Raw genomic sequence first — 23,066 nt, 5'->3', positions numbered from 1 at the left:
ACGACTCACACGCGCAAGCGAGTCGCGACCGCGCGCGCGGCGCGATCGCCCGAGACGAGCGCACCCTGGATGGAGCCGGTCGCACGATGGTCGCCCGCGACGACCACGCGATCGCCGGCCCACGTGTACGCCCTGTCGGCGAGCGGGGGTGGCTGCGCCGGCAGCGTGTGCTCGACGACGTGGTGCGCGACCACCTCCCAGCGGTCGGTCGGTGTGGCGTAGAGCCGCGCGAGGTCCTGGCGCACCTCGGCCTCTGTCGCTCGGCCGTCCGGCCGGTCGAGCAGCGTCGTCGCCTGCACCAGGTGCCTGCCGTCGGGCGCGTACGACGGCGCCGCCTCCGAGATGACCGCGCTGTTCCAGATCGGTCCCGCGGGGCCGCCCCCGGGGCGTGAGGCGTCGAGCAGCAGGAACGGCCCGGTGCGAGGCTCCCCCGTCGCCCGGAACCACCAGGTGGTCAGGCCGTGCGTCTCGGGCGCGAGCAGCGCCGTGAGCCCCGCGACGTCCTGCGGGCCGACGGCGACGATGACCGCTCGAGCGCTGAGCGAGCCCGTGTCGGTCGTGACTCGCACGCCGTCTGCGGTGTCGCGCAGCTCCCGTGCCGCCGTGCCGAGCCGGATCCCGCCGACCAGCGCGGCGGCGAGCTGCTCGGGCAGCGCCTGCATCCCCGCAGCCGGCAGCCCTGGCGCGCCCATCGCGAAGGAGCGCAGCAGCAACCGCACGTAGTTGGCAGAGCTCTCACCGGTGCTGTCGGCGAGGACTCCCGCGAGGAACGTGTCGAGCACGTCGCGGCGGAGCCGTCCGGTGAGCCCGACCGCATCGAGCGACTCGCGGAGCGTCGCATCGCTCGCCGCGCGCGAGGCTGCGGTCGCCCGCCAGAGGGTCGGCCCGATCCATCGAGCGAGCGCCATGAGATCGGAGGGCGGCGTCAGCCGACTGGACATGGTCGTGAGCGCGTGGCGAGGATGGCGGAGCGGATGCGCGAGCGTGGTCGTGCGGTCGCCGGTGCGCACGATGGCACCCACGCCGAACCGCTGGAGCCCGAGCGCCGGCACGTCCACCCAGCGCCGCACAGCGGGATACGCGGGATTGAGCACCTGGAAGCCGCGGTCGACCAGGAAGCCGTCGACACGGTCGGTCCGCACTCGGCCGCCGACCGCATCCGCCGACTCGAGCACCAGCACGCTCAGCCCGCCGCGCTCGAGGCGGCGGGCGCTCTGGAGCCCGGCGAGACCGGCCCCGATGACAATCACGTCGGCATCCATGCGACCTCCTCCTTCGTGCCGGGCCTTCTTCCGCAGACCAGCACCCGCTACCCCTCAGGAGCGAACAGGTGCCAGCTGCCCTCGGAGACGACGCGCACATCACCGTCGACCACGGCGAGGGCCGTCTCGTCGTCGATCGCGTACGTCGGAACCGGGATGCCTCCGGCCCACCGCTCGATGCTCGCCCGCGCCGTGTCGGGCATGTCCTCGTCGTCGAGGTGCGGGTAGATCGTGAAGTCGACGAGTCCCAGCCCCCGCTCCGCATCCGTACCCATGTCGCTGCCGTCCGGCACGAACTGCTGATCGAACTCGGCATCGCAGTTGTACGGGGTCACCGCGATGCTCCCCGCGCTCACCCCCACATAGACCGTGTCCGTCAGCGACGGCAGCAGTGCCGCCAGGCCCGACTCCCGCATCCAATGGGTGAGGTAGAGCGCATCGCCGCCCCAGACGAGCAGGGCGTCGGCGGCGCGCACCGCGGGCACCCAGCTCTCCTCGCGGATGGTGGGAAGCGCCGTCAGCTCCAGCAGGCCGAGCGACTTCCAGCCCAGGTCGCACAGCGGGCTCGGAGCGCTGCCGCTCAGCGCCTGCCACGCCATGCCTGCACCGCCTGGGAACGGGTAGACCGCTGTGGGGACGAACAGCGCGTCGCACTCCGCGATGGGCTTGCCGAGCAGGTCGACGAGCGCTGCCGCGATGCTCGGATTGCGGATGCCGCCGGAGGTCAGGAGCAGCCTCATGCGGCCTGCAGCGGGCTCATGCTCGGAGCGTACGCCCGTCGCCGGACGCCGCGCGCGCGAACGGCCCGCGCCGTGCGGCGCGGGCCCTTGTGCGAGTGCGGTCAGTCGGCGACCTTCGCCACCAGTCGGCCGACAGCGGTGCCGTCGATGAGCTGCTGGATGCCGGCCGGGATCTCCTCGAAGTCGATCTCGCTGATCGCAGGCTGGAGGTCACCGGAGGCCATGTGGCGCATCGTCTCGACGATGTCGTCCTTGCTGCCGCCCATCGACCCGTGCAGCTGCTTGCGGCCGAGGATCAGCGAGTAGGTGTCGATCGTCGCCTCGAGCTTGCCCATGCCGACCTGCACGACGCGGCCGCCGGACTTCACGGTCTTCAGCGCATCCGCCGTGGTGACGCCGTAGCCGGCGTAGTCGATGATGACGTCGAGCTCGACATCGGCGAACTCGGTGATCGACTTCGCGACGCGCGTCGCGCCAGCCTCGCTCGCACGCTCCCAGATCGACTCGTTGACCTCCGCCACGTAGACCTCGGCACCGCGCAGCTTCGCGACCCGGGCGCCGATCTGACCGAGGCCGCCGAAGCCGATCACGCCGACCTTCGTGCCCTGCTCGACACCGGCGGTGGAGAGTGCGCCGACCGACGTCATGCCGGCGTCGGTGGCTGCGGCGGCTGCCGAGAACCCGACCTCGTCGGGGATGGCGACGAGCGCGTCGGTCGACACCTCGGCACGGTCCTCCCAGGCCCCGTCGACCATGTAGCCCATGAGCTCGGCCATCGGCCAGACCGCGACGCGATCGCCGACCTTCCAGTCGGTGACGCCCTCGCCGACCTCGCTGATGACACCGGCGGTCTCATGACCGGGCACCACGGGGAGCTCCTTCATGGTCAGGAGCCACTTCTCGTCCTCGAGGATGCCGACGTCGGAGTGGCAGAGGCCGGCTGCCTTGACGTCGATGACGACCTTGCCCGGCCCGGCCTTGGGCTCCTCGATGTCGACCCGCTCGAAGTCCTTGTGAGTGCCGACGAAATGCCATGCGCGCATGCGATGCTCCTTCGAATTTCAACTACCTGTTGGTATCGACCGTACGCGAACACGGCCCTCACATGGCTCGATTACGCGCAGGGCCGAACCAGTCGGCCGTCGACTCGACTCGACTCGACTACAGCGTGCGGGCCCAGGCGCCCTCGACGAGCGCGAACTCGACCCATCCGCCTCCCGGTGCCTTGCCGGGCAGCCGCACGGAGCTGAGAGTCCTGCCCGCACGCACGAGCGCGGTGTGGACGTCTCGGCGAGCGGCCCAGCGTCGCAGGTTCAGCGGGTCGGCACCGCACGCCCGCAGCTCCTCGAGCACCTCGGCGATGTCGGCGGCGGAGTAGACGGCGTGCTGCGTGGGGTGATCGCTCATATCCGGAGCGTACGCCCGCGCCGTCTCGCCGCGCGTGGGCCGTGCTGGAGTGCCCCCTGGCTGGGCGGCATCCGCTGCTCCTCAACGAGAACATCGTGATGCCTCAGCACTCGCCATGCTGGGCTCGGCGCGCGGGGGCGCCCTTCCTCGCGCGGCTACGTTCGAGCGCATGACCACCGCAGGGACCACCGACCTCCACCCCAAGGACCTCGCCGCGCGACTGCGCGAGCTGCTCACGCAGATCGAGAACGCCGTCGCCGCTCCGCGGTCCGACCCGCGCGCTCAGCGGCAGCACGAGCTCTGCGCGGAGATCGAGTCGATCCTGCGCGCGCGTTCCGAGGCTCGGCCCCGTCAGGGCTGACGCGGAGCGGTGGCTCAGCGCGGGGCGCGCTCCGAAGCGAGGCCCATCAGCGCCAGCAGCTCCCAGGCTGTGTGAGCGGCGGCGAGCCCCGTGATGCCCGCATGGTCGTGGGCCGGAAGCACCTCGACCACGTCGCCTCCCACGATGCGGAGTCCGCGGAGCTCCCGCAGGACCGCGAAGAGCTCTCTCGTGGTGATGCCGGCGACCTCGGGCGTGCCGGTGCCCGGCGCGTGCGCCGGATCGAGCACGTCGATGTCGATGGAGACGTAGACCGGTCCGCTGCCCAGTCGAGCGCGCACCTGCCCGGCGATGTCGTCGACGGAGCGCCGCTGGAAGTCCTCGCTCCGGATGATCTCGAACCCGGCTCGCCCGTCGTCGACGAGCTCGCTCGGGTCGTAGACACCCCCGCGGATGCCGACGTGCTGGCAGCGCTCGAGGTCGAGCAGCCCTTCCTCCGCCGCACGCCGGAACGGCGAGCCGTGCCAGATCCGTGCGCCGTGCAGCGTGTCCCAGGTGTCGAGGTGCGCGTCGAAGTGCAGCACCGCGAGCGGCCCGTGCTCTGCAGCCGCCGCGCGCAGCAGCGGCAGCGCGATCGTGTGGTCGCCACCCAGCGCGACGATGCTCGTCCCCTGCTCGACGAGCGCTCGCGCCTGACGCTCGATGGCGTCGACGGCCGCCTCGATGTCGTACGGACCGACGCGGAAGTCGCCGGCATCCGCGATCTGACGGCCCGCGAAGGGGAAGGAGTCGTGGATCTGGTGATACGGATGCAGCTGCCGCGAGTTCTCACGGATGTGCGCGGGCCCGAAGCGCGCGCCCGGGCGGAAGCTCGTGCCGGAGTCGAACGGGATGCCGACCACCGCGACGTCGGCGTGCGCGACCTCGTGCAGGTGCGGCAGCAGCGCGAACGTGGCGATGCCCGCGTAGCGCGGCAGCTCCGGGTCGTTCCGCTGCCCGATCACGCCGTCATCGCTCACGGTGCCGCTCCCTCGCGCTCGGGCCGCGGCATGCGCGCGGCCATCCGCTCACCGTAACCGAGCCTGGTCACGCCGGGGTCGACATCCGTTCCAGTGCGGCAGCGAGATACGGTGCCGTCCGGCTCGACTCGCTCGCGGCGACCTGCTCCGGCGTCCCCTCCGCGACGACGGTGCCACCGGCATCCCCGGCGCCCGGTCCCATGTCGACGACCCAGTCGGCATCCGCGACGACGCGCATGTCGTGCTCGACCATGATGACGGTGCTGCCGCCGTCCACGAGGTGGTGCAGGTGCGTCATGAGTCGATCGGCGTCAGCCGCGTGCAGCCCGGAGGTCGGCTCGTCGAGGAGGTAGAGGGTGTCGCCCCGCTGGCCGCGCCGCAGCTCGGACGCCAGCTTGACCCGCTGCGCCTCGCCGCCCGACAGCTCGGTCGCCGGCTGCCCGAGCGAGACGTAGCCGAGCCCGACGTCGAGCAGCGCGTCGAGGTGCCGGAGCACCTCGTCGTCGTCGAACCAGGCACGGGCGTCGCGCACGCTCATGGCGAGCACATCCGCCACCGTCCTGCCGTCGAGCTCGATCTCGAGCGTCTCCGGGTTGTAGCGGCTGCCGCCGCACGTCGCGCACGGCGCGTGCACCGTGGGGAGGAAGAGCAGCTCGACCTCCATGGTGCCCTCGCCCTTGCACGTGGGGCAGCGGCCGGCAGGCAGGTTGAACGAGAACCGGCTCGCGCCGTAGCGGCGCCGCCGCGCCTCGGGCGTGGCCGCGAAGAGCGCGCGGACCCGGTCGAACAGGCCCGTGTAGGTCGCGACGTTCGAGCGGGAGGTGCGTCCGATCGGCTTCTGGCTCACCTGCACGATGCGGCGCAGGCGGTGCTTCGGCCCGCGCGCCCGGCCGGTCGTCACCGCTGGAGCGCCTTGCGCGAGCGGATCCTCGGACGCGGCGGCCGCCTCGTCGGCGCCGGAGGCGTGCTCGTCGACCTCGGTCGCGAGGCTCGCCTGGAGCAGGTCGGGCAGCGCCTGGTCGACGAGCGTCGACTTTCCGGAACCCGAGACGCCGGTGACGGCCGTGAGGGCGCCGAGCGGGAAGGTCACGGAGAGGTCGCGCACGTTGTGGCGGGTGACGCCCGATAGCTCGAGCCGCTCGTCGCCCGCTCGCCGATCGCGACCGGCACGGATGGAGTGCGGTGCGTCGAACAGGTAGCGGCGGGTGACCGAGCCTTGGGCGGTCGTGAGGCCGTCGAGGGGTCCCGAGTAGACGACGGTGCCGCCGTCGGCACCCGCTCCTGGGCCGATGTCGACGATCCAGTCGGCCTGCCGGATCACGTCGAGCGAGTGCTCGACGAAGAAGACGGTGTTGCCGCTGTCGCGCAGCCTCGCCAAGATGCCCAGCAGCGACTCCGTATCAGCCGGGTGGAGGCCTGCGGACGGCTCGTCGAGCACGAACACGACCCCGAAGAGCTGCGAGAGCACCTGCGTCGCCAGCCGCATGCGCTGCAGCTCGCCCGATGAGAGCGTCGAGGTGGGCCGGTCGAGCGAGAGCGAGCCGAGCCCGAGGTCGCGGATCGGCGACAGGCGCGCGAGCACGTCGGTCACGAGCCGCCGGGCGGCGAGGAGCTGCTCCGGGGCGGCGGCGCCCGACGCGGACTGCGGCGCCCAGCCCGGCTCGAGGACGCGCTCCAGCACGGTCGCGACGTCGTCGAGAGGCATCGCCGCGAGCTCGGTGATGTCGAAGCCCTCGAACGCGACCGCGAGCGCCTCCGGCTTCAGTCGCTTGCCGCCGCACTCGGGGCAGCGGACGCTCACCATGAAGGCGGCCGCGCGCTCGCGCATCCGCGCGCTCTTGGAGTTCGCGAAGGTGTTCAGCACGAAGCTGCGCACGCCCTGGAACGTGCTCATGTAGCGGGGGTCGATGCCCGCGGCGACGGCCTCGCGAACCTCGGCGGGGCCCCGGTCGGTGAAGACCGGCACCTGCGGCGACTCCTCGGTGAAGAGCACCCACTCGCGCTGCTCGCGCGGCAGGTCGCGCCACGGGACGTCGATGTCGTAGCCGAGCGAGATGAGGCTGTCGCGCAGCTGCTTGCCGTGCCAGGCCGTGGGCCACGCGGCGAGCGCGCCCTCGCGGATCGTCAGCGAGTCGTCGGGCACCATGAGTGCCTCGGGCACGTCGTGCACCCGGCCCAGCCCGTGGCACGACGGGCAGGCGCCCTGCACGGTGTTGGTCGAGAAGTCCTCCGCGAGGAGCATCGGCGCGCCCTCCGGGTAGCTGCCGACGCGGGAGTAGAGCATGCGGAGGACGTTGGCGATCGTGGTTGCGCTGCCGACGGTCGAGCGCGCCGAGCCGCCCGAGCGCTGCTGCGGCAGCGCGACCGCGGGCGGCAGCCCGTCGATCGCGTCGACGTCGGGGCTGCCGACCTGGCTCATGAGCCGCCGGGCGTAGGGCGCGACCGACTCGAAGTAGCGGCGCTGCGACTCGGCGTAGATCGTGCCGAACGCGAGCGAGCTCTTGCCCGAGCCCGAGATGCCGGTGAACGCGACGAGCGCGTCGCGCGGGATGTCGAGGTCGACGCTCCGCAGGTTGTGCTCGCGGGCGCCGCGAACGCGCACGCTCCCGAGAGCGGGTGCGTGCGGCGGGCGTGCGGGAGCATCCATCCGATCAGTCTTCCGCGCGACGGCTGAGAGGGGCGTGCTCAGCCGTGCGAGCGCCGGATCGCCTCGAGCCGCTCGATCGCCAGGTCGATCCGCGCTCGATCGGTGCCGCGGACCACGATGTTCGTGCCGTAGACGGAGCCCTCGTGGAACGGGTAGGAGCCGAGGCTGAGGTCCGGCATCTCGGCGGCGAGGTCTCGCAGCGGCGCGGCGATGCGCCCCTCGCCGACCTCGAAGCGGAGCTCGTCGGAGAGGACGGGCCTGCCTGCCTCGAGACTTGGCAGCACTGCGTCGAGCATGGCGACGAAGATCGCGGGCACACCGGCCATGACATGCACGTTGCCGATGCTGAACCCGGGTGCACCGCTGATGGGGTTGTCGATCAGCTCTGCTCCGCGCGGGATGCGAGCCATCCGCAGGTGCTCAGCGGTCAGCGTCCGCGCGTGGCCGACCGCCGCCTGCAGGGCCGCGCGAGCGTCATCGCGGATGTCGATGCCGACGCCGAACGCGTGGGCCACCGCGTCCGCGGTGATGTCGTCGTGCGTCGGCCCGATGCCGCCGGAGGTGAAGACGTGCGTGTGCGTGGCGCTGAGGCTCTGCAGCGCGTCGACGATGACGGCATGGTCGTCGGGGACGACTCGGATCTCGCGCAGGTCGATCCCGACGCGGCCCAGTCGGCCGGCCAGGTGGTACGCGTTGGCCTCGCGGGTGCGCCCTGAGAGGATCTCGTCGCCGATCACGAGCATGGCGGCAGTCGGATTCGTCATGGCTCCAGACTGCCAGCGAGAGGCGCCACCACGTCGCAGCGGACGCCTGCGCCAGTATCGTTGCGGCCGCCGACCTCGCACCGTCCGACGAATCGAGCCGACCATGACCCCGTCGCCCACCGTTGCTCGCTACGCCGCCTTCGCCGACAGCCCCGAGCTCGGGAATCCGGCTGGCGTCGTGCTCGACGCGCAGGTCTTGACCGATGCCGAGATGCAGCGCATCGCGACCGAGGTCGGGTACAGCGAGACGGCGTTCGTGACCTCACCGGTAGAGCGGGCCGGGGATGCCTTGTCGGTGCGGTACTTCGCGCCGGACGGTGAGGTGGACTTCTGCGGCCACGCGACCATCGCGACGGCAGTCGCGCTGGCTGACCTCCTCGGCCCCGGTAGCTACGTCCTCGGCACGCGGGTCGGCGAAATCCACGCCTCCGCAACGCGGAATGGTGAGCGCACCCTCGGAGCGTTCCGGAGCGCCAAGGTCTCGAGCTCCCTCCTCGCGGCCGAGCAACTCGATGCCCTGCTCCGGGAGCTCCGCTGGTCGCGCGAGGACCTGCATCCCGACCTCCCTCCCGCGGTCGGGTTCGGCGGCAACCGGCATCCGGTCCTCGTGGCGCGCGACCTCAGCCGTCTCACCGACCTCGACTACGACTTCGAGGCACTGCGTGCCCTGTGCCGCACGCACGACTGGGTCACCATCCAGCTCATCGCGGCCGATGGTCCGGGTCACTGGCGCTCGCGCAACCCGTTCCCGTGGGGCGGCGTCGTCGAGGACCCCGCGACAGGCTCCGCCGCCGCGGCGTTCGTCGGCTATCTCCGGGCGCTCGGGCGAGCCGTCACCGGAGACCGGTTCACGATCCGCCAAGGGGTCGAGATGGGCCGCGACAGCCGCATCGAAGTCGAAGTACTCGAGGAGGCCGCGCTCATCGCGGGACCCGCGACCGTCATCCGCTGACGCCTCTGGATCGGAAGCGGGCACGGATAGCGATGCAACGGCCTCGCGAATGGCCGCGGACGCTCAAGCGAGCGAGAGGAAGAGCTTCTCGAGCTCGTCGATGCGCTCGCTGTCATCGGGCTCCTCGGCCATGCACTCCTTCAGCGCACCCGCGACGACCAGGAACCCCGCTCGGTCGACGGCCTTCGACACGGCGGAGAGCTGCTGCACGACGTCGCGGCAGTGGGCCTCGTCCTCGACCGCCGCGATGACGGCGGCCAGCTGGCCATGCGCGCGGCGCAGTCGGTTCACGATCTTGCGCTTCGACTCCGGGTCGTGCGCCGCGGCGATGTCGGGGCTGATGCTCATCGGGTTCCTCCTGGGTTGACATCCACCATACCCCCCGGGGTATGATTTTGATACCCCCCGGGGTATTTGACGTTCATCAAAGCGCCAGGAGGGCGAGATGTGTAGAGCCGCGAAGTGCAACATCTGCGGGAAGACCACTTGGACTGGCTGCGGCCAGCACGTGAATGACGTTCGGCGCACGGTCGCTGCATCCGACTGGTGCCCTGGCCAGCACACGCAGCGCGACATCGACGAGGCGAAGGCCGCGCGACCTGGCTTCCTCGCGCGCCTGTTCGGCCGCTGACCCACGGACGAGCGGAGATTCCCATGTGTGCACGCATCACCTGCGACCACTGCGGCAAGCAGAGCTGGGCCGGATGCGGCCAGCACGTCGAGGAGGCGCTCGCGGGCGTCCCTGAGGCCGACCGCTGCCGCTGCTGACACGACCACGAACGAGGAGACCAGACCACCATGCTGCTTGAGCGCATCTACGACGAGGACCTCGCACAGGCGAGCTACGTCATCGGCTGTCAGGCGACCGGGGAGGCGATCGTGATCGACCCCCGCCGCGACGTCGACGTGTACCTGCGACTGGCCGAGAAGCACGGCCTGCGCATCGCGCACGTGACGGAGACGCACATCCACGCCGACTACTTGTCGGGCACCCGTGAGCTCGCGGCGCGCGTCGGCGGCCGCATGCACGTCTCCGACGAGGGCGGGCCGGACTGGACCTACGGCAGTGGCTTCGACGATGCCGACCGGCTGCACGACGGCGACAGGATCGTCGTAGGCAATGTGACACTGCAGGCCGTGCACACCCCGGGCCACACGCCCGAGCACCTGTCGTTCCTCGTCACCGACGGTGCGCAGGCTGGGGGACCGGGGTTCATGCTCACGGGCGACTTCGTGTTCGTCGGCGACGTCGGGCGACCGGATCTGCTCGACGAGTCGGCCGGAGGCGTCGACACCCGCTTCGAGGGAGCGCGGCAGCTCTTCGCGAGCCTGCGGGACCGCTTCCTGACGCTCCCGGACTATGTGCAGGTGCTGCCAGCGCACGGTGCCGGCAGCGCGTGTGGCAAGGCGCTCGGCTCGATAGCGGCGACGACGGTCGGCTACGAGCGCGCCTTCGCGTGGTGGGCCCCCTACCTCGCCGCCGACGACGAGCAGGGGTTCGTCGACGAGCTGCTCTCCGGCCAGCCGGACGCCCACGCCTACTTCGCCCGCATGAAGTCCCAGAATCGCACGGGGCCCGCCGTGCTCGGTCCGCGGTCACCGCTCCCCGAGCGCTCGGCCGCAGTCGTGCAGCACCTGCTCGACCGCGACCTCGCGATCCTGGTCGACACCCGCGACCATCGGCGGGTGCACGAGGGCACCGTCGCCGGTTCCCTCAACATACCGGGCGCCTCGAAGGCCGCGACGTACGGGGCGTGGGTGTACGACCCCGAGGCCGAGCACCGGCCGCTCGTGCTCCTCGCGTCCGAGCGACAGGAGGCGGAGGCGATGCGAGACCACCTCGCGCGGGTCGGCATCGACGCCGTCGATGGCTTCATCCGCTCCCTCGACGGGCTCGAGGTCGTGCGGCTCCGACTCCTGCAGCCGGAGCAGCTCGACGGCCTCGTCGACGCGCACCTCGTCGACGTGCGCGGCCGCACCGAGCACACCCAGGGCCACATCCCCGGGTCGGCGCACCTCAGCGGAGGCCGCGCACTGTGGCACCTCGATGAGCTCCCGACCGACGGCACGGTCGTGACGTACTGCCAGAGCGGCGTGCGCAACAGCATCGTGGCCAGCGCCCTTCGTCGGGCAGGCGTCGACGTCGTGGAGCTCGACGGCTCGTACTTGGGATGGCTGCGAACGGCTGACCGCGAGCCCGCCACCCGTTGAGCGGGGAGGATCGAGCCGCACCATGACCATGACCGCCACCATCGCCGTGCTCGCCCTGGCCGTGCCCGTCGGCATCAGTCTCGGGCTGCTGGGCGGTGGCGGCTCGATCCTCACCGTGCCCATCCTCACCGCGATTGCGGGCGTCGAGCCGCGAGCCGCCATCGCGTCATCGCTCCTCGTCGTCGGCGCTATCAGCGCTGTCAGCCTCGTGCAGCACGTGCGCGCGGGCCGGGTGCGCTGGCGTGTCGGCGTGCCGTTCGGCGCGGCCGGGGTCGTCGGCTCCATAGGCGGCGGGCTGCTCGGCGGCCTGCTTCCGGCGAGCGTCCTCATGCTGCTGCTCGCCGGCACCATGATCGCCGCCGCGCTGGCGATGCTCCGTCGGCGCGGACGCCCCGCCGCGGCGGCAAGCCCTGGCTTGGCGCTCATCCTGATTCTCGGGGCAGCGGTCGGCGTGCTGGCGGGGCTCGTCGGTGCGGGTGGCGGATTCCTCATCGTGCCCGCCCTGATCGTGCTGGCGGGGCTGCCTGCGTCGGCAGCGATCGGCACGTCGCTGCTCGTCATCGCGATGCAGGCGCTCGCTGGGCTCGCGGCGCAACCGGCCCTGGCCGACATCCCCTGGCAGCTCGTGCTGCCGTTCACTGCCACCGCGATCATCGCCTCCTTCATCGGGTCCGCGCTGACCGGCCGCATCCCTGAGCGCGCTCTTCGCGCCGGTTTCGCCGCGGTCGTGCTCGCCGTCGCTGTCGCACTGCTCTTGCAGCAGCTCGCCCTCCACCTGCCGCTCCGCTAAGCGTCCCGACGCATGTCCCATACCGAAAGAACCTTCATGACGAGAACCTCCCGCACCGGCCTCGCCGGCCTCGCGCTCGCCGCCGTGATCACGGGCTGCGCACCGACAGCCCCCACCAGCATCGCCCTGCCGGAGGATGCCGTCGTCATCGACGTGCGCACCGCGTCCGAGTTCGCTTCCGGGCACCTCGAGAGCGCCACGCTGCTCGACGTGTCGAACGGCGACCTCGCCGCCGCACTCCCCTCCCTCGACCGCGACGTGCCGTACTTCGTGCACTGCAGGTCCGGCAGCCGGTCAGCGCAAGCGGTCGCGCTCATGCGCGAGGCCGGCTTCACCGACGTCACCGACCTGGGCGCGCTCGAAAGCGCGTCCGCGGCGACCGGTCTCGCGGTCCAGCGCTGACGCCCGCACATCCGACCACCATCTCTCCATGGAGCAACCCGACGATGACCACTCGTGACATCACGATCGATACCATCACCACCACGATCACCGGCGGCGGCATCGTGCTCCTCGACTTCTGGGCGGCATGGTGCGGCCCGTGCCGCAGCTTCGCACCGGTCTTCGAGCGTGCCGCCACCGCGCACCCCGACATCATGTTCGGCAAGGTCGACACGGAGGACCAGCAGGAGCTGTCCGCCGCGTTCCGGATCACGTCGATCCCGACGCTCATGGCCTTCCGCGACGGCATCCTGGTCTTCTCGCAGCCCGGCGCGCTCGGGCCTGCTCAGCTCGACGGCCTCATCGCGGGCATCCGGGCGCTCGACATGGACGACGTGCGCCGACAGGTGGCCGAGCAGCGCGCGACCGGCGACGCCTCGTGACCGGCCGTAGGCGTGCACCGCTCTGCGCTCCCGGCGGCATCGAGCGCGGTGTGCAGGCAGCGGTCGGCGCTCTGGTGGCCGCGTTCGCGCTCGGCAGCCTGCACGACCCGCCGCTCGCGGTCGCCACTGCCCTCGGAGCGGCGCTGCTCGTCACCGGCGCGGTGCGCGGCCGGTGCCCGGCATCGCTGCTTGCCGGGGCAAGCACCCCCACGACCGTCTCCAGACACAACGCGCTCGGCATCCCGGAGGCGCGCCAGCCGATCGACCCCTGAGGCGCCGCTGCACCGGTGGACGTCACGTGAATCGCGCCAGCGCGAGACCGACCGCCGCGAGCGCGGCCGCGACGAGCCCCATCGCCGCGTACGAGCCGGTCGCGCTCGCGAGCACGGGCCCGAGCGCCGGCCCGATCGCTGTCACCGCGGTGATCGGCGCAGCGAACGCGCCGTTGATCGCCCCGTAGTTCCGCGTTCCCCACCGATCCGCCACGGCGGAGCCCTGCACCAGCGTCTGAGCACCGCGCACAGCGCCGGCGGCCACGCCGATCAGCAGCAGCAGCCACGGCGGGCCGGGCACGAGCGCCAGCAGGCTCAGCATGAGTGCGCTCGAACCGGCGGTCAGCGCCAGCGGCACCCACGGCGCCGCGGCGTGCGGGAGCGCGACGTAGACGATGCGGCCGAGCACCTGACCCGCGCCCAGCAGCCCCAGCCCCCAGGCGGCGAGCTCGAACGTCATGCCGCGCTCCGTGTAGAGCGGGATGATCGCGAGCGTCACGCTGTAGAGCGCCGCCGCGACGGCGATCATCGAGAGCTCCAGCGCCCAGAAGCGGCGCGTCCGTAGCACGCTCGACACCGTGTGCCGCGGCTCGTCGGGAGCTTGCGCCGTCCGTGGCGGCCACTGCCGCTCGAGGCTCCACCAGTGGAGCGGCGTCGTCGTCGCGACGAGCACGGCCGCGAGCGCGAGCATGGTCGTCCGCCAGTCCATGACGCTCAGCATCCCGGCCACGACAGGCGCGAACACCGTGGACGCGAGCCCGCCCGCCAGCGTGACGACGGTCATCGCCCGGCGTCGGTCGGATGGATGCCTGCGAGTGATGACCGTGAACGCGGCCTGGTAGAGCACGGCGGACTGCCCCATCCCGACCACGATCCAGCCGAGGACGAACACCGGCAGATCCTGGGCGGCGCTGACCACCACGAGGCCGAGCGCGCCGACGAGGCTGCCGCCTGTCATGACGACGCGTGGGCTGCCCCGGTCGAGCCATCGACCGACGAGCACGCCGGCGATCGCGGACGCCACGAGGCCTGCCGAGAACGCGAGCATCACCGTCGCGAGCGGCCAGTGCGTGTCGGTCGAGATGACCGGCGCAGCGACGATCAGCGCGTAGTACAGGATGCCCCAGCTGATCACCTGCCCGGTGGACAGCGTCGCGAGCCGCCAGCGCTGCGAGCCGAGCGCGGAAGCGACCGCGTCGGGCGGAGCGTCGGTGCTCACCCGGCAGCTCCTGTCAGAACGCGCGCAGCGCAGCGGCGGCGTCGTCGAGCGCCGGGCGCACGACGGAGTAGTACGCCCACTTGCCTCGCTGCTCACGCTCGACCAATCCGGCCTCGGCGAGGATGCGCATGTGGTGCGAGACCGTGCCCTGCGAGAGCCCGACGGGATCGGTGAGGTCGCAGACGCAGGCCTCGCCCTGCTCTCCCGAAGCGATCAGAGAGAGCAGTCGGACTCGCGTGGGATCGCCCATCGCTTTGAAGACCGTCGCCATGCGCAGCGCGTCCTGCACCGACACCGCCGGCGCTGCCGACGTGCAGCAGGTCTCTCGGGCGTCAGCGGCGACGGTCGTCGTAGTCGTCATGGCGGCAGTCTGCCACACGCATTGACAAACGTCGATACGTTGTTGCAGGATCAACGCATCGATGGACTTCAATACGAGGAGCACCCATGTCCGACCTTCCTGTCATCGTCATCGGCGCCGGCCCTCAGGGGCTCGCCGCAGCCGCCCACCTGCTCGAGCGCGGCTTCCAGCCGATCGTGCTCGAGCGCGGCCCGAGCGCGGGTGCTGCCGTCTCGGAGTGGGGCCACGTGCGGCTGTTCTCTGCGTGGGACGAGCTCGTCGACTCCGCGAGCCGTCGGCTGCTGCAGGCGGCAGGGCACCCCATCCCGACCTCCGGGTATCCGAAGGGCGAGGCGTGGGTGCGCGACTATCTCGCACCGCTCGCGCGGGCGCTGGGCGACCGCGTCCGCTTCGGCATCGAGGTGACCTCCGTCACCCGGCTCGGGCGAGACAAGGTCGTGGACGCCGGCCGGGAGCAGCAGCCGTTCGTCGTGCGCTTCATCGACGGAGACGGTCGCGAGCAGCGCCTGCTCGCCCAGTCCGTCCTCGACGCATCCGGCACCTGGAGCCAGCCCGGCCCCGCGGGAGCCGACGGCACACCCGCCCTCGGCGAGCTGGCCGCAGCCGACTGCATCGACTACCGCATCCCGGCCGACGTCAGCGCACTGGAGGGCACCCACGTCGCCGTCGTCGGCGCCGGCCACTCCGCGGTGCACGCCGTGCTGCGGCTGGCGGAGCTCGCGGAGCGCCACGCCGGGACGCGAGTCACGTGGCTCGTCCGACGCCCGTCGATCGAGCGCGCGCTCGGAGGCGGGGAGGCCGACGCACTCCCCCAGCGCGCGTCGCTCGGCGTGCGCGCCCGCCGAGCGATCGAGCGAGGTTCGGTCGAGCTCGTGACGGGCTTCCGGGTCGACGAGATCCGCCGCGCGAGCGAAGGCATCGTGATCGTGGCGGAGGACGGCCGCGCGCTCGAACCGGTCGCCCGGCTGTTCGCGCTGACCGGCTTCCGTCCCGATCTGTCGATACTGTCGGAGGTCCGACTCGCTATCGATCCCGCCCTCGACTCGGTCGCCGGCCTCGCGGCGGAGATCGATCCGAACGTCCATTCGTGCGGCACGGTCGCCGCGACGGGAGCGGCCGAGCTCGCGCAGCCCGAGTCGGGCCTGTTCATCATCGGCGCGAAGAGCTACGGACGGGCACCCACGTTCCTGGCACTCACGGGCTACGAGCAGGTGCGGAGCGTCGTGGCGGAGCTCGCCGGCGACCACGAGGCGGCCGCCCGCAATGAGCTCGTGCTGCCCGAGACGGGCGTCTGCGGTGGCAGTGGCGACTTCGGTGGCACCAGCTGCTGCGCGCCCGTGGACATCGCGATCGAACGCGACGAGGCCGCGGTCGTGGCGTGACCCGTGCTCGCGGGGACGCCAATTGCCTCCTGCATCGAGATCCGTCAATATAGACACGTGTCAAAGCGGCAGATCGGAAGCGTCGGGGGGGTTCAGAGCGGCCCATCCGAGCGCTCCGTGACCACCACCTCGACCGTTCCGTGCTCACCGACGACCTCGCACGCGATCAGCGAGCACGCCGCCGCTGCCGTCGCCGCAGCGCTGAAGTCGCTCGCGGACCCGCTGCGGCTGCGCATGCTGTCGGCGATCGCCTCCGATCCGCGCGGCGAGTCCTGCGTGTGCGACCTGGCCGAGCTCGCCGACGTCTCGCAACCGACGGTCTCGCATCATCTCAAGGTCCTCAAGGACGCCGGCGTGCTCGTGTCCGAGCGCCGAGGCACGTGGGTCTGGTACTCCATCCACGCCGGAGCGCGCCCCGCGATCACGACCCTCCTCGAGAGCTTCGCACCGGCAGCCCTCGCACCGCCCCGACACCCAGACGCCTGTCACGGACTCGACGACGTCGATGAGGCCCTCACGCACCTGGCGGCATCGCTGACGCCGAGCTTCCCCGAGGTCAGCGCGGACGCCGTCACGGGCGTCGTGCGGGAGTCCTACGCGGGGCTCGCGCGCACGGCCAGGATCACAGCCCACCTCGTGCCGCTGACGGAGCGATTCGCTCGACAGCGCCTGACCGACCTGACGCGCGACCGCTCCTCGGGGGTGCCGCAGGTGCTGTTCGTCTGCGTCGCCAACGCGGGTCGCTCGCAGGTCGCGGCGGCCCTCGTCAACCAGGCAGCGCAGGGCCGCGTCGTGGCACGCTCCGCGGGATCGGCGCCTGCTGCCGCCATCCACCCGAACGTGCGTCCGCTGCTCGACAGCATCGATGACGCCACGGAGCTGGCCTTCCCGAAGCCGCTCACCGACGACGCCGTCCGTGCCGCGGACGTCGTCATCACCATGGGATGCGGCGACGTGTGCCCGATCATCCCCGGCGTCCGCTACGAGGACTGGGCGGTCGGCGACCCGGCGCTCGCGTCGGCCGATGGCGTTGCGGCAATCCGTGACGACATCGCTCAGCGCGTCGAGCGTCTGGTCGGAGAACTGGTGTGAGCCGTCCGCCCTGCCCTGCCCCTCCGGCATCCATCCGCACGCCACCTTCGACCTGCTGAACTGCATCGATGCCGGTCAGACCGGCTCCTGACCGAGAGAGAGTCACCATGTCCGAGACCCCCACCGTCCTGTTCGTCTGCGTGCACAACGCCGGCCGATCGCAGATGGCCGCCGGCTTCGCGACGGCGCTCTCGCGCGGCGCCGTTGAGGTCCTGTCCGCCGGCAGCGCGCCGAAGGACCAGATCAACCCCGTCGCCATCGAGGCCATGGCCGAGGTCGGCATCGACATCGCCGGCAACACTCCCAAGGTGCTCACGGTCGATGCCGTCCGCGAGTCCGACGCTGTCATCACGATGGGCTGCGGCGACGCCTGCCCGATCTTCCCCGGCAAGCGCTACGAGGACTGGGAGCTCGAGGACCCGGCCGGCAAGGACATCGAGACGGTCCGTCGTGTGCGGGACGACATCCGCGGCCGTGTCGAGCGCCTGCTCGCCGACCTCGTCCCCAGCGCGAGCTGACCATGGACCGGCTCGACATCGGCGCACGCCACGGCCTGCCCGGGATCACCTATCCCGATCGCTTCCTGCACGCGCTCACCGACGAGCTGGAGGCAGACTTCGCGGGGATCTTCGCGGCCGAGACGATCGAGCGCTATGTCCTGGAGTCCCACACGGCGCTCCTGCGCACATCGGCGGTGAAGGCGCACCTCGTCACGAGGGTGACCCGATTCGCGAAGGACCGCCTGCACGCCCTCGCCGAGGCGAAGGGAGCGATCCCGCAGGACCGACCCAGCGTGCTGTTCGTGTGCGTGCGGAACGCGGGCCGTTCCCAGATGGCCGCCGCCATCGCCGCCGAGCGCTCCGGCGGCCGGCTGATCGTGCGGTCCGCGGGCTCCGTGCCCGCTGCCTTCTACCCCGGCAAGCACTACGAGGACTGGCAGCTCGACGATCCCGAGCACGCGGCCCCGAGCGACGTGCGGCGCATCCGCGACGAGATCACGGTCCACGTCGACCGCATGCTGGGTCAGCTCGGCATCGCTCACTCGTGAGACGGACGCCGTGAGCCGCGCGGAGGCTGCACGGTCGATCGTGGTCGTCGGCGGCGGGCAGGCTGCCCTCGCGGTCGGATACTTCCTGGCGCGGCTGCGGCGCGACGCCGCTCAAGGCCGACGAGCATCGGCCGCGGAGTTCGAGCTCCTCGAGAGTCGTCCCGAAGGCGGCGGCTCGTGGGCGGACATGTGGCCGAGCCTGCGCCTCTTCTCGCCGTCGGACTTCTCATCGCTGCCGGGAATGCGCATGCCGCAGTCTCGCGAGCAGACGGCCTCCGCTCCGGAGGTGGTCGACTACCTCCGCTCGTACGCGGAGTGCTACGAGCTGCCCGTCTCGTACGGCGAGGAGGTCTCACAGGTCAGCCTCACCGGCGACGGTGCCTTCCAGGTCGATGCCTCCGGCGGCTCGCGCCGCGCCGACGCCGTCGTCATGGCGACAGGGACGTGGGGCCGGCCGTTCGTCCCGTCCGTCACGGGAGCCGACGGATTCGGCGGCCGCCAGCTGCACTCGCGCGAGTACGCCGGACCGGACGAGTTCCAAGGGATGCGCGTCGGCGTCGTGGGGGGCGGCAACAGTGGCGCGCAGATCGCGGCAGACCTCCAACCGTCGGCGCAGGTGACCTGGGTCACCAGACGCAAGCCGCGATTCCTCCCGGACGACGTGGGTGGACGCGAGCTGTTCGCGGCTGCGACCCAGCAGGTGGAGGGACGCGGGCGAGGCGTCGCTGATCTCGGCGACATCGTCGCGCTGCCACCGGTGCGTGCCGCTCGGGACCGCGGGCTGCGGGCGCGCTGGGACCTGCACAGCCTCACACACGCGGGCGCGCGCTGGAACGATGGGGCGGTGACCCCGCTCGACGCGGTGATCTGGTGCACGGGCTTCCGGCCGGACCTCGCGCCCCTGCGCTCGCTGGATCTCGACCGCACCGCAGGTGCGCCGCGGACCCGCAGCGACCTGGCGACCGCTTCGGCGAACCTGCCGGGCCTCTACTTCGTCGGCTACGGCGACTGGTGCGGCCCGGCGTCCGCAACGCTGGTGGGTGTCGGGCGCGTGGCGCGAGCGACCGTGGCGGACATCGGGTCGTCCGGTGGAGGGGCGCGCTCGAACGAGCGCGCGGTCACACGTTGAAGCGGAACGTGGTCTAGCACCCGGACCAATACTGAGTCGGCCAACTAGCCCCGCAATTCAGCGGAATCACGCCGGTCCGACACGGGCGCGCACCGCCACTTGCGGAGACTCCTGCGGACTGGCTGCGGACTTCAGGCCTCGCACCCGCGCCCTCGGTTTCCTCGCGCTCGGAGACCGCGACCCGCTGAACGAACGCTCAGGCTCCGATCCCGAACCGCGCTGTCGCTTGCCCGCGCCCTTCACGTCAAGCGCCGTCCGGGCACCGCGTAGGCGAGCGCTTAGCCGTCCTCGAGCGCAACCTGGATCGCGGCCTCGATGTCGGTCAGCCGCGATAGCTGCAGCTGCTCGCCGTCGACGAAGATGCCGGGCGTCCCTGTGACGCCCAGGTCCATTCCCGCTCGGAAGTCGTGCTCCACCCGTGCCAGCGTGGCCGGGTCTGCGACTGCAGCGTCGAAGGCGGCCATGTCGAGACCCAGGTTGTCCGCATAGTTGCGGAAGCGCCCAGCCTCCGAGGTGCGGCCTTCGCCCCATTCTGCCTGGGTCTCGAACATGCGCCGGTACATGGCCTCGAACTGTCCCTGCTGGGCGGCTGCCTCGACCGCGACCGCCGCGTTGCCCGAGTTGAAGTGGCCGGGCAGCGGGAAGTAGCGCACAGCGAAGGTCACCTGACCGGCATACTCCTCGCGCAGTTCTTCCATCGTCGGGAAGACAGCTCCGCACACCTCGCACTCGAAGTCGAGGAACTCAACGACGACGGGAGCATCGGGGCCGGCATCGTCGAGCACGTGTGTCGTCTCATCCACGAGGACAGCCGGCGGTGCGGTCTCGGCGGCCCGCGGTTGCGCTCCGGTCGCGCCCTGGGACTCCCAAGGGCGGACGACCATCAGCACCGCCACGATCACGACAGCCACTGCTGATGCGACGATCGCGATGGCCGCCCCTACTCTGCGGCGTGTGCTGGCGGCGGGATGGTTCGGGCTCACAGCTGCTTCCGGCCGCTGCCGCAGGAGTCGCAGCAGTCGTCCTCGTCAACGTCGCCGTCGCGTCCCAGGTTCGGTGCGCAGCACAGGTCGCCGCGCCACGCCTCGATGCCTTCGCGTACGGCGAGGCCGGCGACAACGAGGGCGGCGAGGGAGTCGGCCCACCACCAGCCGAAGAGCGAGTTAGCGAGCAGGCCGACGAGTACCGCTGCCGACAGGTACGTGCACACGAGCAGCTGCTTCGCGTCCGCCTGCACGCTGCGCGACCCCAATTCCTTGCCCGTTCGCAGTTCGAACCATGCGAGAGCGGGCATCACCACGACGCTGAGCGCGGCGATCGCGATCCCGACCGGGCTCTGCTCGACCTCGCCGACTCCGGCGAGCGAGAGCACCGCGTCGATCGTGACGTACGCGGCGAGGGCGAAGAACGCGATGGCGATCACCTTGACGGTGACGGCCTCCCATCGCTCGGGGTCCTTGCGCGTGAACTGCCACGCGACCGCCGCCGCCGACATCACCTCGACCACGGAGTCGAGGCCGAACCCGATCAGCGCCGCGGAGGACGCCACGGTGCCCGCCCAGATCGCGACGATCGCCTCGATCACGTTGTATGTGATGGTGAAGCCCACGATCCAGCGCACTCGGCGCCGCAGCCTCGTGCGACGGTCGTCCGCGAGCGTCGCGGTCACGAGGAGGCCTCGCAGCAGCCGTCGATGGGACAGGCGGCGTCCATGCAGGGGGCGTCCGCGTCGACTGCGAGCGTCACCTCCAGCAGCGCCTCGATCGCTCGCGTGAGGTGCGGGTCGGCGATCTCGTAGCGCGTCTGGCGGCCTTCGGGCTCAGCGACAGCGATCCCGCAGTCTCGGAGGCATGCGAGATGATTCGAGACGTTGGTGCGTGACAGGGCCAGGTCGCGCGCCAGCTCCGCCGGATAGCTCGGCTTCTCCAGCAACTGCAGCAGAATCCGCGCGCGCGTCGGGTCCGCCATGGCACGCCCGAGCCGATGCATGACATCGAGACGACTGGGAATGGTCAGCATACAGTGACCATAGCAGTCGGTTGCCGGTCGGTTGCAGCCACCCACCAAGGCGTGGCCGGGCGACGACGCAGTCGGCAACGGCGGTCCGCTATAGTCAGCCAGTGCTGAATCGACATGCCAACGCCGACCGAGCAGTCGCAGTCGCGGCGCCCTTGGCGGGGACCTCCGGGAAGCGGATGCGCGCCGCCGTTGCGGCGGCCGTCGCGGTCGTTGGTGCGTTCGCGCTCGACCAGGCATCCAAGGCCTGGGCCCTGTCGGCGCTGTCGGGCGGCACCACCGTCCCGATCTTGCCGTCCGTTGAGCTCCGGCTGGTCTTCAATCCTGGCATCGCCTTCGGCATCGGGGCTGATGCTGGCGCGCCGTTGGTCGTGGGACTGATGGTCCTCAATGCGGCGCTGCTCGGCTGGGTATGTGCTCGTGTTGTTCGCGATGACGATCTCGTCGGCACGGCGCTGCTGGCGATCGCCGCCGGCGGGGGGCTCGGGAACCTCTGGGACCGCGTCTTCCGAGCCGGCGAGTCGCCGCTGACGGGTCGGGTCGTCGACTTCATCGCGGTCGACTGGTTCGCCATCTTCAACGTCGCGGACATCTTCACCACGTGCGGGATCGCGCTATGGGCGCTGCGCACGACCCTCGTGAGGCGCCCTGACCGGCTTGCTCCGGCGACGCAAATCCCGTCATCACGGCAGGCGCCTGCGATTGAGCACGGACATTGACGGTTCAGCGCATCCTGTATAGTCATCGAGTGCTGACCAATACTTGTGGGCGTTTCGTGCCCCCGACCATGACCGTCTGGACTGTGGAGCCGGAGGGCCCGCCGCAGCTTGCCTTGTCACGGGCCTGCCGATCCGCGGCCCTCGACGCCTACGCCCACGGAGTCCGCTCGTGATCCTTGCGTCCGCGGTGCAGGCGATCGGCTTGTTCCTCGTCACCAACATCGACGACATCATCGTCCTCTCCCTGTTCTTCGCCAGAGGCGCGGGACAGCGTGGCACGACAGCCCGCATCCTGGTCGGGCAATACCTCGGGTTCGCAGGCATCCTCGGGGCGGCCGTGCTCGTGTCTCTTGGGGCGAGCGCGTTCCTGCCCCCGGAGGTGATCCCCTACTTCGGTCTCATCCCACTGGGACTCGGGCTGTGGGCGGCGTGGAAGGCGTGGCGCAGCGACGATGACGATGATGACGACGCCAAGGTTGAGGGGAAGAACGTCGCGGTCTGGGCGGTGGCGGGCGTCACCTTTGCGAACGGCGGCGACAACATCGGTGTCTACGTCCCCGTCTTCCTCAGCGTCGGTCCGGCCGCCGTGGTCGCCTACTGCGTCGTCTTCCTAGCCCTCGTCGCGGTTCTGGTGCTCCTCGCAAAGTTTGTCGCTACCCGTCGGCCGATCGCCGAAGTCTTGGAGCGGTGGGAGCATGTGCTCTTCCCGATCGTCCTGATCGGACTGGGCGTCTTCATTCTGATCGAAGGCGGCGCGTTCGGGCTGTAGCATCTGGCGCCCGCTGGGCCGGGGGGGGGGGGGCGGCGCGCCCCCCCCACCCGGCTCGGGCGATCGATCAGTAGCGGTCGGGGGCGGGGAACTCGGGCGTCGGCAGCACCGTGCCGGCCGTCTG

At 71.2% G+C, this 23,066-nt stretch carries 27 protein-coding genes; 14 read left to right on the top strand and 13 right to left on the bottom strand.

What is annotated here, in order from left to right:
* Window positions 1-5 precede the first annotated feature (5 nt).
* From ACLQ21_RS15165 to ACLQ21_RS15150, 4 genes are all read right to left on the bottom strand, one after another.
* Entirely contained in the window at window positions 6-1,262 is a 1,257-nt protein-coding gene (locus ACLQ21_RS15165; RefSeq protein ID WP_425664802.1) for a flavin monoamine oxidase family protein, read from the bottom strand.
* A gap of 47 nt (window positions 1,263-1,309) precedes the next feature.
* Complete coding sequence (locus tag ACLQ21_RS15160) at window positions 1,310-2,002, bottom strand: Type 1 glutamine amidotransferase-like domain-containing protein (protein WP_425664801.1); 693 nt, start codon at window positions 2,000-2,002, stop codon at window positions 1,310-1,312.
* A 101-nt stretch (window positions 2,003-2,103) separates the two neighbouring features.
* Window positions 2,104-3,045: a zinc-binding dehydrogenase gene (locus tag ACLQ21_RS15155; protein ID WP_425664800.1), complete on the bottom strand. Its 942-nt coding sequence runs from the start codon at window positions 3,043-3,045 to the stop codon at window positions 2,104-2,106.
* A gap of 118 nt (window positions 3,046-3,163) precedes the next feature.
* Window positions 3,164-3,409 carry a hypothetical protein gene (locus ACLQ21_RS15150; protein ID WP_425664799.1) on the bottom strand — a complete coding sequence of 82 codons (246 nt, stop codon included), beginning with the start codon at window positions 3,407-3,409 and terminating at the stop codon, window positions 3,164-3,166.
* A 169-nt stretch (window positions 3,410-3,578) separates the two neighbouring features.
* On the opposite strand from ACLQ21_RS15150, the gene ACLQ21_RS15145 reads away from it, so the two are divergent.
* The gene (locus ACLQ21_RS15145) at window positions 3,579-3,770 is read left to right on the top strand and encodes a hypothetical protein (protein WP_425664798.1); all 192 of its coding nucleotides are present in this window, start codon (window positions 3,579-3,581) and stop codon (window positions 3,768-3,770) included.
* A 14-nt stretch (window positions 3,771-3,784) separates the two neighbouring features.
* Here ACLQ21_RS15145 and speB read toward each other — a convergent pair whose 3' ends face one another.
* The 3 genes from speB to ACLQ21_RS15130 all read right to left on the bottom strand — a co-directional run bounded on the left by speB (window position 3,785) and on the right by ACLQ21_RS15130 (window position 8,158).
* Window positions 3,785-4,747 carry an agmatinase gene (speB, locus tag ACLQ21_RS15140; protein ID WP_425664797.1) on the bottom strand — a complete coding sequence of 321 codons (963 nt, stop codon included), beginning with the start codon at window positions 4,745-4,747 and terminating at the stop codon, window positions 3,785-3,787.
* Window positions 4,748-4,814: 67 nt separating this feature from the next.
* Entirely contained in the window at window positions 4,815-7,394 is a 2,580-nt protein-coding gene (locus ACLQ21_RS15135) for an excinuclease ABC subunit A (RefSeq protein ID WP_425664796.1), read from the bottom strand.
* Window positions 7,395-7,432: 38 nt separating this feature from the next.
* Window positions 7,433-8,158, bottom strand: a complete 726-nt coding sequence (locus tag ACLQ21_RS15130) for a competence/damage-inducible protein A (protein WP_425664795.1) — start codon at window positions 8,156-8,158, stop codon at window positions 7,433-7,435.
* Window positions 8,159-8,261: 103 nt separating this feature from the next.
* Between ACLQ21_RS15130 and ACLQ21_RS15125 the strand changes: the two genes are divergently transcribed.
* Window positions 8,262-9,110: a PhzF family phenazine biosynthesis protein gene (locus tag ACLQ21_RS15125; protein WP_425664794.1), complete on the top strand. Its 849-nt coding sequence runs from the start codon at window positions 8,262-8,264 to the stop codon at window positions 9,108-9,110.
* Window positions 9,111-9,173: 63 nt separating this feature from the next.
* Here the strand turns inward: ACLQ21_RS15125 and ACLQ21_RS15120 are convergent, their stop codons facing one another.
* Window positions 9,174-9,458, bottom strand: a complete 285-nt coding sequence (locus ACLQ21_RS15120; RefSeq protein ID WP_425664793.1) for a metal-sensitive transcriptional regulator — start codon at window positions 9,456-9,458, stop codon at window positions 9,174-9,176.
* Between the two features lie 450 nt (window positions 9,459-9,908).
* On the opposite strand from ACLQ21_RS15120, the gene ACLQ21_RS15115 reads away from it, so the two are divergent.
* Genes ACLQ21_RS15115 through ACLQ21_RS15095 form a run of 5 tightly spaced genes read left to right on the top strand, consistent with a single transcriptional unit; the run spans window position 9,909 to window position 13,207 of the window.
* Window positions 9,909-11,321 (top strand): MBL fold metallo-hydrolase, encoded by a 1,413-nt coding sequence (locus ACLQ21_RS15115; protein ID WP_425664792.1) that lies wholly within the window; start codon window positions 9,909-9,911, stop codon window positions 11,319-11,321.
* A 22-nt stretch (window positions 11,322-11,343) separates the two neighbouring features.
* Window positions 11,344-12,111, top strand: a complete 768-nt coding sequence (locus ACLQ21_RS15110) for a sulfite exporter TauE/SafE family protein (RefSeq protein WP_425664791.1) — start codon at window positions 11,344-11,346, stop codon at window positions 12,109-12,111.
* 36 nt (window positions 12,112-12,147) lie between these two features.
* The gene (locus ACLQ21_RS15105; protein WP_425664790.1) at window positions 12,148-12,513 is read left to right on the top strand and encodes a rhodanese-like domain-containing protein; all 366 of its coding nucleotides are present in this window, start codon (window positions 12,148-12,150) and stop codon (window positions 12,511-12,513) included.
* Between the two features lie 44 nt (window positions 12,514-12,557).
* Entirely contained in the window at window positions 12,558-12,935 is a 378-nt protein-coding gene (locus ACLQ21_RS15100) for a thioredoxin family protein (protein WP_425664789.1), read from the top strand.
* Window positions 12,932-13,207, top strand: a complete 276-nt coding sequence (locus tag ACLQ21_RS15095) for a YgaP family membrane protein (RefSeq protein ID WP_425664788.1) — start codon at window positions 12,932-12,934, stop codon at window positions 13,205-13,207. The genes ACLQ21_RS15100 and ACLQ21_RS15095 overlap by 4 nt, the downstream gene beginning before the upstream one ends.
* Before the next feature lie 22 nt (window positions 13,208-13,229).
* Here the strand turns inward: ACLQ21_RS15095 and ACLQ21_RS15090 are convergent, their stop codons facing one another.
* Both ACLQ21_RS15090 and ACLQ21_RS15085 read right to left on the bottom strand, forming a co-directional pair.
* Window positions 13,230-14,426, bottom strand: a complete 1,197-nt coding sequence (locus ACLQ21_RS15090; protein ID WP_425664787.1) for an MFS transporter — start codon at window positions 14,424-14,426, stop codon at window positions 13,230-13,232.
* 13 nt (window positions 14,427-14,439) lie between these two features.
* Window positions 14,440-14,787 (bottom strand): ArsR/SmtB family transcription factor, encoded by a 348-nt coding sequence (locus tag ACLQ21_RS15085; RefSeq protein ID WP_425664786.1) that lies wholly within the window; start codon window positions 14,785-14,787, stop codon window positions 14,440-14,442.
* Between the two features lie 86 nt (window positions 14,788-14,873).
* Between ACLQ21_RS15085 and ACLQ21_RS15080 the strand changes: the two genes are divergently transcribed.
* From ACLQ21_RS15080 to ACLQ21_RS15060, 5 genes are all read left to right on the top strand, one after another.
* The gene (locus ACLQ21_RS15080; RefSeq protein WP_425664785.1) at window positions 14,874-16,169 is read left to right on the top strand and encodes an NAD(P)-binding domain-containing protein; all 1,296 of its coding nucleotides are present in this window, start codon (window positions 14,874-14,876) and stop codon (window positions 16,167-16,169) included.
* A gap of 117 nt (window positions 16,170-16,286) precedes the next feature.
* Window positions 16,287-17,261: a metalloregulator ArsR/SmtB family transcription factor gene (locus tag ACLQ21_RS15075; RefSeq protein WP_425664784.1), complete on the top strand. Its 975-nt coding sequence runs from the start codon at window positions 16,287-16,289 to the stop codon at window positions 17,259-17,261.
* A gap of 107 nt (window positions 17,262-17,368) precedes the next feature.
* Window positions 17,369-17,779, top strand: a complete 411-nt coding sequence (locus tag ACLQ21_RS15070) for an arsenate reductase ArsC (protein ID WP_425664783.1) — start codon at window positions 17,369-17,371, stop codon at window positions 17,777-17,779.
* A 2-nt stretch (window positions 17,780-17,781) separates the two neighbouring features.
* Complete coding sequence (locus ACLQ21_RS15065; RefSeq protein WP_425664782.1) at window positions 17,782-18,309, top strand: hypothetical protein; 528 nt, start codon at window positions 17,782-17,784, stop codon at window positions 18,307-18,309.
* Window positions 18,310-18,319: 10 nt separating this feature from the next.
* The gene (locus tag ACLQ21_RS15060; protein ID WP_425664781.1) at window positions 18,320-19,438 is read left to right on the top strand and encodes an NAD(P)-binding domain-containing protein; all 1,119 of its coding nucleotides are present in this window, start codon (window positions 18,320-18,322) and stop codon (window positions 19,436-19,438) included.
* Window positions 19,439-19,716: 278 nt separating this feature from the next.
* Here the strand turns inward: ACLQ21_RS15060 and ACLQ21_RS15055 are convergent, their stop codons facing one another.
* The 3 genes from ACLQ21_RS15055 to cmtR all read right to left on the bottom strand — a co-directional run bounded on the left by ACLQ21_RS15055 (window position 19,717) and on the right by cmtR (window position 21,457).
* On the bottom strand, window positions 19,717-20,349 hold the full coding sequence (locus ACLQ21_RS15055) for a DsbA family protein (RefSeq protein ID WP_425664780.1): 633 nt from the start codon (window positions 20,347-20,349) through the stop codon (window positions 19,717-19,719).
* 68 nt (window positions 20,350-20,417) lie between these two features.
* The gene (locus ACLQ21_RS15050) at window positions 20,418-21,107 is read right to left on the bottom strand and encodes a cation diffusion facilitator family transporter (RefSeq protein WP_425664779.1); all 690 of its coding nucleotides are present in this window, start codon (window positions 21,105-21,107) and stop codon (window positions 20,418-20,420) included.
* Window positions 21,104-21,457, bottom strand: a complete 354-nt coding sequence (gene cmtR / locus ACLQ21_RS15045; RefSeq protein WP_211448259.1) for a Cd(II)/Pb(II)-sensing metalloregulatory transcriptional regulator CmtR — start codon at window positions 21,455-21,457, stop codon at window positions 21,104-21,106. The genes ACLQ21_RS15050 and cmtR overlap by 4 nt, the downstream gene beginning before the upstream one ends.
* Before the next feature lie 101 nt (window positions 21,458-21,558).
* On the opposite strand from cmtR, the gene ACLQ21_RS15040 reads away from it, so the two are divergent.
* Together ACLQ21_RS15040 and ACLQ21_RS15035 are read left to right on the top strand one after the other, a co-directional pair.
* A complete protein-coding gene (locus ACLQ21_RS15040; RefSeq protein WP_425664778.1) occupies window positions 21,559-22,173 on the top strand; it encodes a signal peptidase II in 615 nt (204 codons plus the stop codon).
* 169 nt (window positions 22,174-22,342) lie between these two features.
* Window positions 22,343-22,942, top strand: coding sequence for a cadmium resistance transporter (locus tag ACLQ21_RS15035; RefSeq protein ID WP_425664777.1), 600 nt, complete (start codon window positions 22,343-22,345; stop codon window positions 22,940-22,942).
* Window positions 22,943-23,066 lie beyond the last annotated feature (124 nt).

The organism is Agrococcus sp. DT81.2, from assembly GCF_049844935.1.
Classification (GTDB): domain Bacteria; phylum Actinomycetota; class Actinomycetes; order Actinomycetales; family Microbacteriaceae; genus Agrococcus.
This window is presented reverse-complemented; position numbering and strand designations above follow the sequence as displayed.